Source organism: Streptomyces sp. 11x1 (assembly GCF_032598905.1).
Classification (GTDB): domain Bacteria; phylum Actinomycetota; class Actinomycetes; order Streptomycetales; family Streptomycetaceae; genus Streptomyces.
On sequence record NZ_CP122458.1, the window covers coordinates 2,906,633 to 2,920,812 of the forward strand.

At 71.5% G+C, this 14,180-nt stretch carries 11 protein-coding genes; 3 read left to right on the forward strand and 8 right to left on the reverse strand.

Annotated elements, in window-relative coordinates; translation table 11 throughout:
- Positions 1 to 74 precede the first annotated feature (74 nt).
- Positions 75 to 659, forward strand: coding sequence for a TetR/AcrR family transcriptional regulator (locus P8T65_RS12575; RefSeq protein WP_316725474.1), 585 nt, complete (start codon positions 75 to 77; stop codon positions 657 to 659).
- A 70-nt stretch (positions 660 to 729) separates the two neighbouring features.
- Here the strand turns inward: P8T65_RS12575 and P8T65_RS12580 are convergent, their stop codons facing one another.
- Together P8T65_RS12580 and P8T65_RS12585 are read right to left on the reverse strand one after the other, a co-directional pair.
- On the reverse strand, positions 730 to 2,607 hold the full coding sequence (locus tag P8T65_RS12580) for a PucR family transcriptional regulator (RefSeq protein WP_316725475.1): 1,878 nt from the start codon (positions 2,605 to 2,607) through the stop codon (positions 730 to 732).
- A gap of 229 nt (positions 2,608 to 2,836) precedes the next feature.
- A complete protein-coding gene (locus P8T65_RS12585; protein WP_316725476.1) occupies positions 2,837 to 4,984 on the reverse strand; it encodes an ATP-binding protein in 2,148 nt (715 codons plus the stop codon).
- 271 nt (positions 4,985 to 5,255) lie between these two features.
- Between P8T65_RS12585 and gabT the strand changes: the two genes are divergently transcribed.
- Positions 5,256 to 6,590, forward strand: a complete 1,335-nt coding sequence (gene gabT / locus P8T65_RS12590; protein ID WP_316725477.1) for a 4-aminobutyrate--2-oxoglutarate transaminase — start codon at positions 5,256 to 5,258, stop codon at positions 6,588 to 6,590.
- Positions 6,591 to 6,979: 389 nt separating this feature from the next.
- Positions 6,980 to 7,672, forward strand: a complete 693-nt coding sequence (locus P8T65_RS12595) for a phosphatase PAP2 family protein (RefSeq protein WP_316725479.1) — start codon at positions 6,980 to 6,982, stop codon at positions 7,670 to 7,672.
- A gap of 176 nt (positions 7,673 to 7,848) precedes the next feature.
- Here P8T65_RS12595 and P8T65_RS12600 read toward each other — a convergent pair whose 3' ends face one another.
- From P8T65_RS12600 to P8T65_RS12625, 6 genes are all read right to left on the reverse strand, one after another.
- Entirely contained in the window at positions 7,849 to 8,301 is a 453-nt protein-coding gene (locus tag P8T65_RS12600) for a hypothetical protein (RefSeq protein ID WP_316725480.1), read from the reverse strand.
- Positions 8,302 to 8,502: 201 nt separating this feature from the next.
- Complete coding sequence (locus tag P8T65_RS12605) at positions 8,503 to 9,921, reverse strand: FAD-dependent oxidoreductase (protein WP_316725481.1); 1,419 nt, start codon at positions 9,919 to 9,921, stop codon at positions 8,503 to 8,505.
- Positions 9,922 to 9,959: 38 nt separating this feature from the next.
- A complete protein-coding gene (locus tag P8T65_RS12610; RefSeq protein ID WP_316725483.1) occupies positions 9,960 to 10,760 on the reverse strand; it encodes an ABC transporter permease in 801 nt (266 codons plus the stop codon).
- Positions 10,761 to 11,702, reverse strand: a complete 942-nt coding sequence (locus P8T65_RS12615) for an ABC transporter permease (RefSeq protein WP_316725484.1) — start codon at positions 11,700 to 11,702, stop codon at positions 10,761 to 10,763.
- Positions 11,702 to 12,874, reverse strand: coding sequence for an ABC transporter ATP-binding protein (locus tag P8T65_RS12620; protein WP_316725485.1), 1,173 nt, complete (start codon positions 12,872 to 12,874; stop codon positions 11,702 to 11,704). Before P8T65_RS12620 ends, P8T65_RS12615 begins: the two co-directional genes overlap by 1 nt.
- An 8-nt stretch (positions 12,875 to 12,882) precedes the next feature.
- Positions 12,883 to 14,127, reverse strand: coding sequence for a spermidine/putrescine ABC transporter substrate-binding protein (locus P8T65_RS12625; RefSeq protein WP_316725486.1), 1,245 nt, complete (start codon positions 14,125 to 14,127; stop codon positions 12,883 to 12,885).
- Positions 14,128 to 14,180 lie beyond the last annotated feature (53 nt).

The window sequence follows — 14,180 nt, forward strand, 5'->3', positions numbered from 1 at the left end:
TCTAGCGTCGCTAGCCGATGAAGCAACGCTAGACCTTCCATCGCTCGATTGTCTAGCGATGCTAGGATCGAGACATGTCGGCACAGGAACGCAAGGAGCGCGAACGGGCGGTCCGCGAGCGCCTCATCGTGGCCACGGCCCGCGAACTCGCCGAGGACCAGGGCTGGGACGCGGTCACCACCCGTCGGCTCGCGGAGCGCATCGAGTACAGCCAGCCCGTCCTCTACAGTCATTTCCGCGGCAAGCGCGAGATCATCGGGGCCGTGGCCCTGGAGGGGGCCACCGAGATGGCGGCGGCGCTACGAGCCGCGGCCTCGGCCTCGGCCTCGGAGGGCGCCCGCTCCCGGATCACCGCTCTGGCCCGCGCCTACCTCGACTTCGCCGAACGCCACCCGGCGGTCTACGACGCCATGTTCCGGCTCGACGGCGGCCTGGCGTTCGCCCACGAGGACACCCCCGAACCGCTGAAGGACGCCTTCGCCGCCCTGCTGGAGAACCTCGACGAGGTCGCCGGGGACGGCGTCCACCCGGGACTGTTCACCGAGGTGTTCTGGGCGGCCCTGCACGGACTCGCCGGCCTCACCCGCGCCCGACGGCTCCCCCCGGAGGACACCGAACGCAGGGTGGAGCTGCTGGTGGACCGGCTCGCCATCGTCTGAGGAGGCCCCGCCAGGCCCGCAGCCGCACGGGCACGGGAAAGGGCACGGGCTACGGGCACGGAAATGCGCCCTACTCCCCGGCCGCCTCCGTGGCCTTCAGGGCCAGCCACAGCTCCATCCGCACGTCCGGATCGTCCAGGGACCGGCCGAGGATCTCCTCCACCCGGCGCATCCGGTACCGCAGCGTGTGCCGGTGCACTCCCAGGTCCGCGGCAGCCGCGTCCCACTGGCCGTGGCGCGACAACCACGCCCGCAGCGAGGCCACCAGATCCCCCCGCCCCGTCGCGTCGTGCTCACGCAGCGGGCGGAGCAGGCTGTCGGCGAAGGCCCGCACGGCGTCGTCCCCGAGCAGCGGCAGCACGGACCCCGCCGCCAGCTCCTCGTGCTCGACCAGACAACGCCCCCGGCGCCGGGCCACGGACAACGCCTGCTCGGCCTGTTTGTACGCGGCCGCCGCGGCGATCGGCCCGGCCGGCGCGGACAGCCCGACGACGAGTTCCTCCTCCTCGACGCCCCCACCGACTGCCGCGGAGCCGGACGCGCCGGCGGACACAGGGTCCCGCCCCGCCGCCCGAGCCGTCTCCAATGCCACCGCGAACTCCCCGCACGCGGCCACCGCCGCGCCCCCGTCGACGGCGAGCACGACGAGCCGCTCCCCGTCGGGCACCACCAGCACCGCCTCCCCGGCGCGCGCCGCTGCCGCCTCCACCACCTCGACGAGCTGCCCGAGCAGTTCCCCACCCGAGTCGCCACCGGCTGTCGCGCCCGCCGGGGCCCGTACGACTTCGGCGGTCACGCCCCCGGCCGCGCCCGCCGCCGCGCCCCCGGACCCAGCAGCCCCCTGCGCGCCCCCAAGCCCGGACCGAGCCCCCTCCCCGACCCCGCGCGCCCTTTCGGAGGCACGCGCGCCCCCGGCCGAACTCACCGACCCGGCCCCGACCGCCTCCTCCACGGCGCCCGCCGTCCCCACCGCACCGACCGTCCCCTCCATCCGCGCCCGCGCGGCCGAAGCCGACGCCGCCTCCGCGAGGATCAGCCGGAACGGGGCGTCAAGGAGGCCCCCGTACAGATCCCCGGCGACGGCGCGCGCGTGGTCGCACTCCCCCGCCAGCAGCATGCGCAGCACCGCCGCGCCGATCCGCTGCTCGGCGGCGTGCAACGAGCCCGACCGTTCCGTGGTGAGGGTGAGGAGCGCGATCGCGGAGTGCACGGCGTACCGCTCGGCCGTACCGAGAGCCGCCGCCGTGCCGACGGCGAGGGCGGCGCGGGCCCGGCGGCCGGTGCCGAGGGAGTGCAGTTCGACGCGGTCCTCGCCGCCGACGACCGCGCTGGCCGGAGCGGGCCGGTCCCGCAGCCGTTCGACGTCGGCGACGAGCCGCCCGGCCCGCCGCTCCGCCCACTCGGGCGCCACCGCGACGACCGCGCCGGAGGCGTCGTACAGGGCCGCCCACCCGTCGACCTGCCCGGCGAGCGCGCCCAGCAGTCCCTCGGGTCCGGCGGCCAGGGCCTGCCGGGTGAGTTCGCGCTGCGCGGCGAACCCCGCCGTCACCGCCCGGTACTGCTCGGCGGCGATCGCGGCGGACACCGCCTTGCTGATGGCGAGGAAGGGCGTGCGCCGGGGGACTTCCAGCAGGGGCAGCCCCTCCCCCTCGGCCGCGTCGACGAGCGCCTGGGGGATGTCCTCGTAGTGCACCCCGACGGCGAACCCGAGCCCGACCACCCCGGCCCCCACCAGCCTCCGTACATAGCGCCGCATCGCCTCCGGATCCTCCGCGTCCAGCTTCAGCGCGGTGATCAGCAGCAGCTCCCCGCCCTCCATGTACGGCACGGGGTCGGCGAGCTCACTGGCGTGCGCCCAGCGCACCGGCACGTCGAGGCGGTCCTCGCCCGCCCGCACGGTCAGCTTGAGCGCGGAGTGGTGGACGAGCGAGGCGAGCGTCGGGGGCATGGGACCTTCAGGTCGACGTCGGAGGCGGGAAGAGGACCGGGCGGGAAACAGACAAGGCTTTTTGGCCGCCGCGTATGAACGGCCTGTCCCGATTCTGCCTCACCGTACGATCACAAGTCCCACGCACCGCACACCGAATGGCTCGAATCGAACGCACCCGCCGACCCCACGAACGGTCCGCCGACGACCCCACGTACGTCTCCCGACAGCTCCCCTCGGCGCGCGCCCCTCAGCCCCGCAGGTCCACCAGCAACGGCGGCGCGTGCTCGCCCCGCACGTTCGTCAGGGAGAGCACCGCGTGCCCGGGCGGCACCCCGTGCGCCAGTTCGGACGCGGACCAGCGTTCCCGCTCCACCTGCCGGACGGTGACGGCCCGGGCCGTGGGCGCGTGGCCGGTCATGACCCGGCGCAGCGCGTGCCAGGCCTTGCCCGCCGGGGAGTCGGCGATGATCTGCCGGTCGGTGACATCCCTGGCCTCGGTCCACTCCTTGCCCCACACTTCGGCGAAGTCCTGCCCGTCCCAGGGGGTGAGGCCGGACAGCGCCATCCGGCAGCCGGTGGCGCCGAGGAGCGGGCCGCGCAGCGGCCGGGGCACGTCGTCGAGGGTGCGCAGGGTGAGGACGGCCCCCGCGTTGGTGGACCGCAGCCGCTGGATGCCGCGTACGGCCTCAGGCGTGACCACGCCCGTGGCGTCGTCCAGCACGAGGCAGGCGAACAGCGACCGGTCCTCCCGGACGGCGACGCTCGCGGTGAACTGCGCGAGCACCAGCCGCGCCAGGATGCGCGAGGCGTCGGCGTGACCGCGTTCGGGGAGGTCGATCCGGACCCGTACGGGGTGGTCGAGGGCCCGCAGCGAGAAGGGCCGGGACTGGCCGGAGGTGTCGAAGAACGCGGCGAAGGCGGGCCGGTCGAGCAGGGCGACCCGGTCCGCCAGGACACTCCCGACGTCCCCGGGGTGTCCGAGCTGGCGTTCCCGCGCGTCCAGCTCCCGCAGCAGCGACTCCTGCCCGGCGTCCTGGAGGGCCGCGCGCAGCTCGCCCAGCGGGCCGGGGGCGCCGTCCAGCAGCTGCCGCAGCTGCGGCACCGACGGGAACCGCCCGTGCACCGCCCGGAAGGGGCCGAGCAACTGGGCGAGGACAGTGGTCGAGCGCCGGCTGTCGCCGCCGGGGTGCGGGTCGGCGAGATCACCGACGAGCGCCTCCGCGAGGACGGCCGCCGCCTCGTCGGGATCGGTGGTCCCGCCGTAGAGGTCGAGGTCGTACACGGACTCCGGGTTCCCGATCCGCACGACGACGTCGTACGCGTCCGCCGGGCCGAGCCCCGCCCCCGCCGCGCCCACGACCACCACGGCGGCCCGCCCGGCGAGCGCGTGCAGACACAGCGACTCGGCGACGGGCCAGACGACACTGCCGGTCTTCCCCGACCCGGCGGGCCCGACGGCCAGCAGGGACGTGCCGAGCAGTTCGGGGCCGAGGGCGAGGCCCGTGCCCCGGTAGGCGTACGGGTTGCGCGGGTCGTCGACGGTGCCGCCGAGGCGGACCTGCCCGGTGACCAGGTCGTGCCTGGCGAGCCGGGTGGGCAGGTCCCGCTCCCCGGAGGGGTGCAGGCACGCGGCCGCCCCGTCCTTCAGCACGGCGCCGGTGAACGTCGCCAGACTGTGCCGGCCGCTGCGCACGCCCTGCCACGCCCGCATGATCCGCGCATGGTCCACGTCCCGCATCAGCCCGGCCCCGGCCTCGGCCACGAGCCGCTCGGCGGCCTCCCCGGCCCCGGCCTCCCGCAGCTGGTTCCACTGGGCGGGGTCGTCCTGGGGCGGCGGTACGACCTGCCGTTCCCGCGGCTGCCGCAGACGCGAGGCACCGTAACGGCGCCAGACCTCGCCCCAGCGGCCGAGCCGTCCCACGCCGATCATGATCGCCAGAGCGACGACCGCGTACCAGACGTAGCTGAGCACCACGGCGGAGTAGGAGTGGGCCGGCGCCCAGGAGTCCGGGATCATGGCGTAGAGCGGCACCAGCCACCAGCCGCCGAGGTAGCCGTTCCAGAGCAGGGACCAGATCAGCCAGCCGACGAGGAAGGCGATCAGGGCGCCGCCCAGCAATTGCCGGGCGGGGACGGTCTCCGGCTCCTCCTCCGGCCGCGGCCGGTGGCCGAACCGCCACACTCCGGGGGCCGCGTCGGGCCGGGGCGTCCGCAGCCAGGACAGGAAGGCGTTCCCGTCCGGCCGGGGCGGCACGCCCGGCATTCCCGGTGCGCCCGGCGCCCCCGCGGGCATCGGCGGCACGGGAGGTGCGGCCGGCATCTCCGGCGACCCCGCCGGACGCGGCACAGGATTCGCATGTGTGCCCCGCGCGTCCCGCGTCCCGTCGCTGTTCATCGCGCTTGCCCCCTGACCAGCCGTTCCGTCCACCATCAGCGAGCCAATCTAACGCTCCCGCATGGGGAGTTCACCGTTTACGCGGCCGGGCGGACCCGCGTGCTCACCGTATTACGCGGCAGGGCGCACACCCGTGCCCCCGTTCCTCCATGTCCAACCCGGACAAGACGAACACCCGACAACGCCCACATGGAGCATGCCCACCCACCGGCCGTCGCCCTAGCCTGCGAGAAAAGAAGCCAAGACGTCCGTACCATCCCAGGAGCCCCACATGAGCGCACTTCCCCAGGAGCGCCGCGTCGTCACCGCCATCCCCGGACCGAAGTCCCAGGAACTGCAGGCTCGCCGTGTCGCCGCCGTCGCGGCGGGCGTGGGGTCGGTGCTGCCCGTGTTCACCGCGCGCGCGGGCGGCGGCATCATCGAGGACGTCGACGGCAACCGGCTGATCGACTTCGGCTCGGGCATCGCCGTCACGAGCGTCGGCGCCAGCGCGGAGGCCGTGGTCCGCCGGGCGACCGCCCAGCTCCAGGACTTCACGCACACCTGTTTCATGGTCACGCCGTACGAGGGCTACGTCGCGGTCGCCGAGGCCCTCGCCGAGCTGACCCCGGGCGACCACGCCAAGAAGTCCGCGCTGTTCAACAGCGGCGCCGAGGCCGTCGAGAACGCCGTGAAGATCGCCCGGTCGTACACCAGGCGCCAGGCCGTGGTCGTGTTCGACCACGGCTACCACGGCCGCACCAACCTCACGATGGCGCTGACCGCGAAGAACATGCCGTACAAGCACGGCTTCGGCCCGTTCGCGCCCGAGGTGTACCGCGTGCCCGTCGCCTACGGCTACCGCTGGCCCACCGGTCCGGAGAACGCGGGCCCGGAGGCCGCCGCGCAGGCGATCGACCAGATCGCCAAGCAGGTCGGCGCGGAGAACGTGGCCGCGATCATCATCGAGCCGGTGCTGGGCGAGGGCGGCTTCATCGAGCCGGCCAAGGGCTTCCTGCCCGCGATCAGCAAGTTCGCCTCCGACCACGGCATCGTCTTCGTGGCCGACGAGATCCAGTCCGGCTTCTGCCGCACCGGGCAGTGGTTCGCGTGCGAGGACGAGGGCATCGTGCCGGACCTGATCACCACCGCCAAGGGCATCGCCGGCGGTCTCCCGCTCGCCGCCGTCACCGGCCGCGCGGAGATCATGGACGCGGCGCACGCGGGCGGCCTGGGCGGCACCTACGGCGGCAACCCCGTCGCCTGCGCGGGCGCCCTCGGCTCGATCGAGACGATGAAGGAGCTCGACCTCAACACCCGAGCGAAGAACATCGAGGCGACCATGAAGGCGCGCCTGACCGCCATGGCCGAGAAGTTCGACGTCATCGGTGACATCCGCGGCCGCGGCGCCATGATCGCCATCGAGCTGGTCAAGGACCGTACGACGAAGGAGCCGAACCCCGAGGCGACCGCCGCGCTCGCCAAGGCGTGCCACCAGGAGGGACTGCTGGTCCTGACCTGTGGCACGTACGGCAACGTGCTGCGCTTCCTGCCGCCGCTCGTCATCGGCGACGACCTCCTGAACGAGGGCCTCGACATCATCGAGCAGGCGTTCACCCGCATCTGACACACGTCCGAGAGGGCCGGACACCTGCGCGGGAGCCCGTTCTCCGCACGGCGCTCGCATACGGAATCCCCCATCCGTCCCCGACGTCCCACGCTTCCCGGAACCGGAATCCGAGCCCGGATTCCGGCCCCTGTGGACAAGCGTCAGAGGGCGTGAAGAAGGTGTGCAAGGTGCATGTCGGGTCGCGATTCCACCTGTCCTCGCCGCTCTCGCTGCCGTAGGTTCAGATGCAGATGAGAGATACACCCCACCCACAGGGGACTGTGGGTGACACCGGGTCGGGGCCTCCCCAGCTTCGCCCTGGTCGTGCCCTCGCGCACACACTCGGAGCTTCCGGCTCCGGATCTCCTCACCGATCGGATGGCCGCCCGCCCCAAACCCCCCGGGGCGTGCGGCACACCGATCCGGACGGCCGTCCTCGAACCACCCCCCCTGTTCGAGGACGGCCGACCACCCCCTCGGGCCGCAGCGCCGCCCGCCTCCTCCTTCTCGGCGGCGCCCCGGCCCTTCTCTTCGCGCTGATCACCTGGCAGGTCCTCGCGCGCGGCCCACTGGCCCGCCTGGACGAACGCCTCAGCGACTCGCTCGTCCACCGGGGAGCCCCCACGCAGTTCCTCGCCGACCTCGGCAACGTCACGGTCGCCGTCCCGGCCCTCGCCCTGGTGGTCCTGTTCGTCGCGTGGCGGGCGCGTGCCACCGGTCGGGACCGCTGGTGGCGGCCGTCCGCCGCCGCGGCCCTCCTGATGGCCGCCGTACCCCTGTGGGTCGTCCCGCTGAAGGAGCTCATCGCCCGGTCCGGCCCGCCGATCATGGGCCCTGGGACGGGTTTCTACCCCTCCGGCCACACCGCGACCGCCTCGGTCGCGTACGGCTCCGCCGTCCTGCTGCTGTGGCCCTGGCTGCGTGGCACCCTCGCGCGCCTCGCGGCCGTCGCCGTCGCGGTCGTCGTGAACATCGGGGTCGGCTTCGGGCTGGTCCGGCAGGGCTACCACTGGCCGCTCGACGTGGTGGCGAGCTGGTGTGTGTGCACGCTGCTGCTCTCCTCGCTGTGGTTCGGGGTGCGGCGCCGCCGTCCCGGGTGACGTGCGCGCTCCGTTCGCCACTTGTGGGTCAGATCGACTCGACACTCGTGGGTCAGTTCGACGCCCGTTCGACATCTGTTCGGTGTCCGCTTTCGCGTCGGCCGCACGGGCGGCCGACGAGAGCGGGTGCGGCCGGCGGACGGCCGCTCGTCACGACACGGGGCGGTCGGCCCCGGCTACCGGTCCTCGTCCCTCGCCAGGCTCGCCGCCGCCTCGTGCATGGCCAGTTCGAGGAGAGCCGGGTCGGTGAGGGTGCCGCTGCCGTCCGGTGGGACCAGCCAGCGGACGCCGCCGGTCTGCCGGCCCGGGTACGGCACCACGATCCAGGTGCCGCCGCCCGCGCTGCGCACCCCCGTGCCCAGCCACCGGGAGGCCGTGCCCGGTGGTACGAAGAACCCCATGCGGTCGTCGCCGAAGTCGGCGAGCACGGGCCCCGGTCGATCGATGATGCGGGTCAGGACATCGAGCGTGGGATAGCCGAGTTCACCCGGCAGGATCAGCACGTCCCAGGCCCTGCCGGCCGGAAGCAGGGCGACCCCCAGGGGGTTGCGCTCCCACTCCCAGCGGCAGGCCTCGGGGTCCGGTGACACGGATGCCAGCCACTCGACCGCCGTCTTGGCCCCAGTCATGACAGGGACCTTCCTCTCTCTAGAGCTCCTGCGGACGCGGTTTCGCGTCAGGAGCACAGACAGAGGTTCCGGCCGGGCATTACGCGGGTTCTGGCGATTTCTTGGTGGTGAATGGCGTAAGGCGGTCGGGCAGGGCGCACGCCTGTCGATCACGAGTGCGCCCGCACGCCCTGTCGACCACGGGTTCCGGTGCCCGCGCCCTCAGCTGTCGAAGCCCAGCCCGAGCCGGTCCATGGCCTTCAGCCACAGGTTGCGGCGGCCCGCGTGGGAGTCGGCGCGGGCCAGCGACCACTTGGTGAGAGCGATACCGGTCCAGGCGAACGGCTCCGGCGGGAAGGGCAGCGGCTTCTTGCGCACCATCTCCAGCTCGGTGCGCTCCGTGCGCTCCCCCGCGAGGAGGTCCAGCATGACGTCCGCGCCGAACCTGGTGGCCCCCACGCCGAGCCCGGTGTAGCCGGCCGCGTAGGCGACTCTGCCCTGGTGGGCGGTGCCGTAGAACGCGGAGAAGCGGGAGCAGGTGTCGATGGCGCCGCCCCAGGCGTGGGTGAAGCGAACGCCCTCCAGCTGCGGGAAGCAGGCGAAGAAGTGGCCGGCCAGCTTGGCGTACGTCTCCGGCCGGTCGTCGTACTCGGCGCGCACCCGGCCGCCGTACTGGTAGACCGCGTCGTAGCCGCCCCAGAGGATCCGGTTGTCGGCGCTGAGCCGGAAGTAGTGGAACTGGTTGGCCGAGTCCCCGAGCCCCTGCCGGTTCTTCCAGCCGATCGACGCCAGCTGGTCGGCGGTGAGCGGCTCGGTCATCAGGGCGTAGTCGTAGACGGGGACGGTGTACGCGCGGACGCGCTTGACCAGGCTGGGGAAGATGTTGGTGCCGAGCGCCACCTGCCGGGTACGGACCTGGCCGTAGGGGGTGCGGACTGCCATGCCGGCGCCGTACGCCTTCAGGTTCAGCGCGGGCGTGTGCTCGTAGACCCGGACGCCGAGGTTCAGGCAGGCCCGCTTGAGGCCCCAGGCGAGCTTGGCGGGGTGCAGCATGGCCACGCCCCGGCGGTCGTGCAGGCCCGCCTCGAAGGTGGGCGAGGCGACCTGGTCGCGCACGGCGTCGGCGTCCAGGAACTCGATGCCGTCGGCGAGACCCTTGCGGGCGATCTCGTCGTACCAGTCGCGCAGCTCCCAGGCCTGGTACGTCTCGGTGGCGACGTCGATCTCGCCGGTGCGTTCGAAGTCGCAGTCCAGGCCGTGGCGGGCGACCGCCGCCTCGATCTCGTCGAGGTTGCGGGCGCCCAGTTCCTCCAGCTTGTGTATCTCGTCGGGCCAGCGGGCGAGGCCGTTGGCCAGGCCGTGGGTGAGGGAGGCGGCGCAGAAGCCGCCGTTGCGGCCGGAGGCGGCCCAGCCCACCTCGCGGCCTTCCAGCAGGACGACGTCCCGTCCGGGGTCGCGCTCCTTGGCGTTCAGCGCGGTCCACAGGCCGCTGTAGCCGCCGCCGACGACCAGCAGGTCGCAGGTCTCGGCGCCGGTGAGCGCGGGCTCGGGACGGGGCTTGCCGGGGTCATCGAGCCAGAACGGGACCGGCTGTGCGTCGGAGAGAGACTTTGTCCAACGGTTCATGGCGCTCGGGGCCATGATTTCAACTCCCTACAGAGTCATCGAAACGAGCGGCGTCATGCCTTCTGCCGCCTTCTGCGATTTCCGATGGCCATTCCGGCCACCACGAACAGTACGGCGACCAGGAACATGGCCGTACCGACGACATTGATCTGGACGGGTGTGCCGCGTTGCGCCGAACCCCAGACGAACATGGGGAAGGTGACGGTCGAGCCCGCGTTGAAATTGGTGATGATGAAATCGTCGAAGGAGAGCGCGAAGGCGAGCAGCGCGCCCGCCGCGATACCGGGTGCGGCGATCGGCAGGGTGACCCGGACGAAGGTCTGGACAGGCCCGGCGTAGAGGTCGCGCGCGGCCTCCTCCAGCCTCGGGTCCATCGACATCACCCGTGCCTTGACGGCGACCACGACGAAGCTGAGGCAGAACATGATGTGGGCGATGAGGATCGTCCAGAATCCCAACTGCGCACCCAGATTGAGGAACAGGGTGAGCAGCGAGGCGGCCATCACGACCTCGGGCATCGCCATCGGAAGGAAGATCAGCGAGTTGACGGCGCCGCGCGCGCGGAAGCGGTACCGCACCAGCGCGAAGGCGATCATCGTGCCCAGGGCGGTCGCTCCGAGCGTCGCCCAGGCGGCGATCTGGAGGCTGAGCGAGAGCGAGCCGCACAGGTCGGCGACACCGCACGGGTCGGTCCAGGCGGCGGTGGAGAATTCCTGCCACTCGTAGTTGAAGCGGCCTTTCGGCTGGTTGAAGGAGAAGACCGTGACGACGATGTTCGGCAGCAGGAGATATCCGAGCGTCAGCAGTCCCGCGATGACGACGAGTCGGCGCTTGAGCCAATTGACGAAGGCCATTTAAACCAGGTCCTCCGTCCCGGACTTTCGGATGTAGACCGTGACCATGAGGAGGATCGCGGCCATGAGAAGGAAGGAGAGCGCCGCCGCCGTCGGATAGTCGAGGATCCGCAGGAACTGGCTCTGGATGACGTTGCCGATCATCTGGGTGTTGGTGGAGCCGAGGAGTTCGGCGTTCACGTAGTCGCCGCTGGCCGGGATGAAGGTCAGCAGGGTGCCGGAGACGACGCCCGGCATGGAGAGCGGGAAGGTGACCTTGCGGAACGTGGTGAACGGTCGGGCGTACAGGTCGCCGGCCGCCTCGTGCAGCCGTCCGTCGATGCGTTCGAGGGAGGTGTAGAGCGGCAGGATCATGAACGGCAGGAAGTTGTACGTGAGGCCGCAGACCACGGCGAGCGGGGTGGCCAGCACCCGGTCCCCGGCGGTGAGGCCGAGCCAGCTGGTGACGTCCAGGACGTGCAGCGTGTTGAGGGCTCCGACGACCGGGCCGCCGTCCGAGAGGATCGTCTTCCAGGCGAGGGTGCGGATCAGGAAGCTGGTGAAGAAGGGGGCGATCACCAGGATCAGGATCAGATTGCGCCAGCGGCCGGCCAGGAAGGCGATCAGATACGCCAGCGGATAGCCGAGGAGCAGACACAGGACCGTCGCCGAGCCCGCGTAGAGCACCGAGCGCAGGAACTGCGGGTAGTACTCGCTCAGCGCGTCCCAGTAGGTCGCGAAGTGCCAGGTGACCTGGTAGCCCTCCTCCAGCGAGCCCGTCTGCACGGACGTGGAGGCCTGGTAGACCATCGGCATCGCGAAGAAGACGAGCAGCCAGATCAGACCGGGCGCGAGCAGCAGGTACGGCGTCCAGCGGCCCCTCTTGCGGGGCGGTTTCCCGGTGGCCGGTACCGGGGCGAGGGGTGGGGGTGCCTCGGCTTCGGCGAGGGTTCCGGTAGACATCAGGCGGCCGCCCCCTCGTCCACACCCGCGTCGATGTCCTGGGCGGCGTCCAGGCCGAACGTGTGCGCGGGGCTCCAGTGCAGGACGACCTCGGCGCCGGGGACGAGCCGGGTGTCGCGGTCGATGTTCTGGACGTAGACCTCGAACTCGGGGCAGACCGAGCTGTCGATCACGTACTGCGTGGAGACGCCGATGAAGCTGGTCGCGGCGATCTTCCCGGTGATGCGGTTGCGGCCGACCGGGATCTCCCCCGCGTCGTCCGCGTGGGTGAGGGTGATCTTCTCGGGGCGTACGCCGACGAGGACCTTGCCGCCGGTGGTGGCGGGCGCCGAACATCGGACGTCGGGCAGGATCAGCTTGCCGTCGCCGGCCTTCAGCACTATGTCGTCGCCGCTGCGGGAGTCGACCTCGGCCTCGATGAGGTTGGAGGTGCCGAGGAAGTTGGCGACGAAGGTGGTCTGCGGGTTCTCGTACAGGTCGGTGGGCGAGCCGAGCTGCTCGACCCGGCCACCGTTCATCACGGCGACCGTGTCGGCCATGGTCATGGCCTCCTCCTGGTCGTGCGTGACATGGATGAACGTGATGCCGACCTCGGTCTGGATGCGTTTGAGCTCCAGCTGCATCTGGCGGCGCAGTTTGAGGTCGAGGGCGCCGAGGGGCTCGTCGAGGAGGAGCACCTTGGGGTGGTTGATGAGGGCGCGGGCGACGGCGACGCGCTGCTGCTGGCCGCCCGAGAGCTGGTGCGGCTTCTTGCGCGCCTGCTCGCCGAGCTGGACCAGGTCCAGCATCTCCTCGACCTGCTTCTTCACGCTCTTGATGCCGCGTCGGCGCAGACCGAAGGCGACGTTCTCGAAGATGTCGAGGTGCGGGAAGAGGGCGTACGACTGGAAGACCGTGTTCACCGGCCGCTTGTACGGGGGCAGGTGCGTGACGTCCTGATCGCCGAGCCGGACGCTTCCGCAGGAAGGTTCCTCCAGACCCGCGATCATGCGCAGGGTGGTGGTCTTGCCGCAGCCGGAGGCGCCGAGCAGGGCGAAGAAGGAACCTTCCGGCACGGTCAGGTCGAGCGGGTGCACGGCGGTGAAGGAGCCGTAGGTCTTGCCGATGCCGGAGAGGCGGACGTCGCCGCTGCCGTCGTCCGCGGCGTTCTTGCTGCTCTTCTTGCTGGTCATCGTCCTCGTCACGCCCCTGTCAGCTTCGCGAACTTCTCTTCGTACGCCGTCTCTTCCTTACTGCTGAGGGAGCGGAAGGCGTGGGACTTGGCCGCCATGGCCGCGTCGGGAATGATCAGCGGGTTGTTCGCCGCGTCCGGGTCGATCTTGGCCAGCTCCGCCTTCACTCCGTCGACGGGGCACACGTAGTTGATGTACGCGGCGAGTTCGGCGGCGGGCTTCGGCTCGTAGTAGTAGTCGATGAGCCGTTCGGCGTTGGTCTTGTGCCGGGCCCTGTTCGGGATCAGCAGGTTGTCGGTCGAGGTCATGTAGCCGCTGTCGGGGATGACGAAGTCGACGTCCGGGGAGTCGGCCCTGAGCTGGACGACGTCACCGGCCCACGCAATACAGGCCGCGAGGTCGCCCTTGGTCAGGTCGGAGGTGTAGTCGTTGCCGGTGAAGCGGCGTATCTGGCCCTTGTCCACGGCCTTCTGCAGGCGGGCGATCGCCGCGTCGTAGTCGTCGTCGCCGAACGTCGCCGGGGCCTTGCCCATGTCGAGCAGGGTCATCCCGATGCTGTCGCGCATCTCGGAGAGGAAGCCGATACGACCCTTCAGCTTGGGGTTGTCGAGCATGTCGGAGACGGACCTCACCTCCTCGCCGTCCAGGGCCTTCTTGTTGAAGGCGATGACGGTCGAGATCCCCTGCCAGGGGTAGGAGTAGGCCCGCCCCGGGTCCCAGTCCGGGCTGCGGAACTGCTGGGACAGGTTCATGAAGGCGTTCGGCAGGTTGGACGCGTCCAGCTTCTGGACCCATCCGAAGCGGATCAGCCGGGCGGCGAGCCAGTCGGTGACGCAGATGAGGTCGCGTCCGGTGTCCTGGCCCGCGGCGAGCTGCGGCTTGATCTTGCCGAAGAACTCGACGTTGTCGTTGATGTCCTCGGTGTACTTGACCTTGATGCCGGTGCGCCGGGTGAACTGGTCCAGGCTGGGGTGGCGCTTGCCGCTGTCGTCGACGTCCATGTACTCGGTCCAGTTGGAGAAGTTGACCTCCTTCTCCTTGGCCGAGTGGTCCTCGGACGAGCCGCCCGAGGTGCTCTTCGCCGCGGGGATGCCGCAGGCGCTCAGCGCCCCGAGCCCGCCGACCGCGAGTGCGCCGCCCGTTCCGGCGCGCAGCAGCGAACGGCGGCTGAGCGCGGCGTGGCCGCCGGTGAGGCTGCGCCGTACGGCGGCCTCCTGGGCCGGTGAGAGGCGGTCGGGCTCGTACTGCTCCATGCGCGTGGTGCCCTTTCGGACGTGCCCTTTCGGGAGGGTGGGCGGGGACCGGC

Coding starts and splice junctions, on each gene's coding strand:
- P8T65_RS12575 (WP_316725474.1), top strand. CDS start 75: ATGTCGGCACAGGAACGCAAGGAGCGCGAACGGGCGGTCCGCGAGCGC.
- P8T65_RS12580 (WP_316725475.1), bottom strand. CDS start 2,607: ATGCCCCCGACGCTCGCCTCGCTCGTCCACCACTCCGCGCTCAAGCTG.
- P8T65_RS12585 (WP_316725476.1), bottom strand. CDS start 4,984: ATGAACAGCGACGGGACGCGGGACGCGCGGGGCACACATGCGAATCCT.
- gabT (WP_316725477.1), top strand. CDS start 5,256: ATGAGCGCACTTCCCCAGGAGCGCCGCGTCGTCACCGCCATCCCCGGA.
- P8T65_RS12600 (WP_316725480.1), bottom strand. CDS start 8,301: ATGACTGGGGCCAAGACGGCGGTCGAGTGGCTGGCATCCGTGTCACCG.
- P8T65_RS12605 (WP_316725481.1), bottom strand. CDS start 9,921: ATGGCCCCGAGCGCCATGAACCGTTGGACAAAGTCTCTCTCCGACGCA.
- P8T65_RS12610 (WP_316725483.1), bottom strand. CDS start 10,760: ATGGCCTTCGTCAATTGGCTCAAGCGCCGACTCGTCGTCATCGCGGGA.
- P8T65_RS12615 (WP_316725484.1), bottom strand. CDS start 11,702: ATGTCTACCGGAACCCTCGCCGAAGCCGAGGCACCCCCACCCCTCGCC.
- P8T65_RS12620 (WP_316725485.1), bottom strand. CDS start 12,874: ATGACCAGCAAGAAGAGCAGCAAGAACGCCGCGGACGACGGCAGCGGC.
- P8T65_RS12625 (WP_316725486.1), bottom strand. CDS start 14,127: ATGGAGCAGTACGAGCCCGACCGCCTCTCACCGGCCCAGGAGGCCGCC.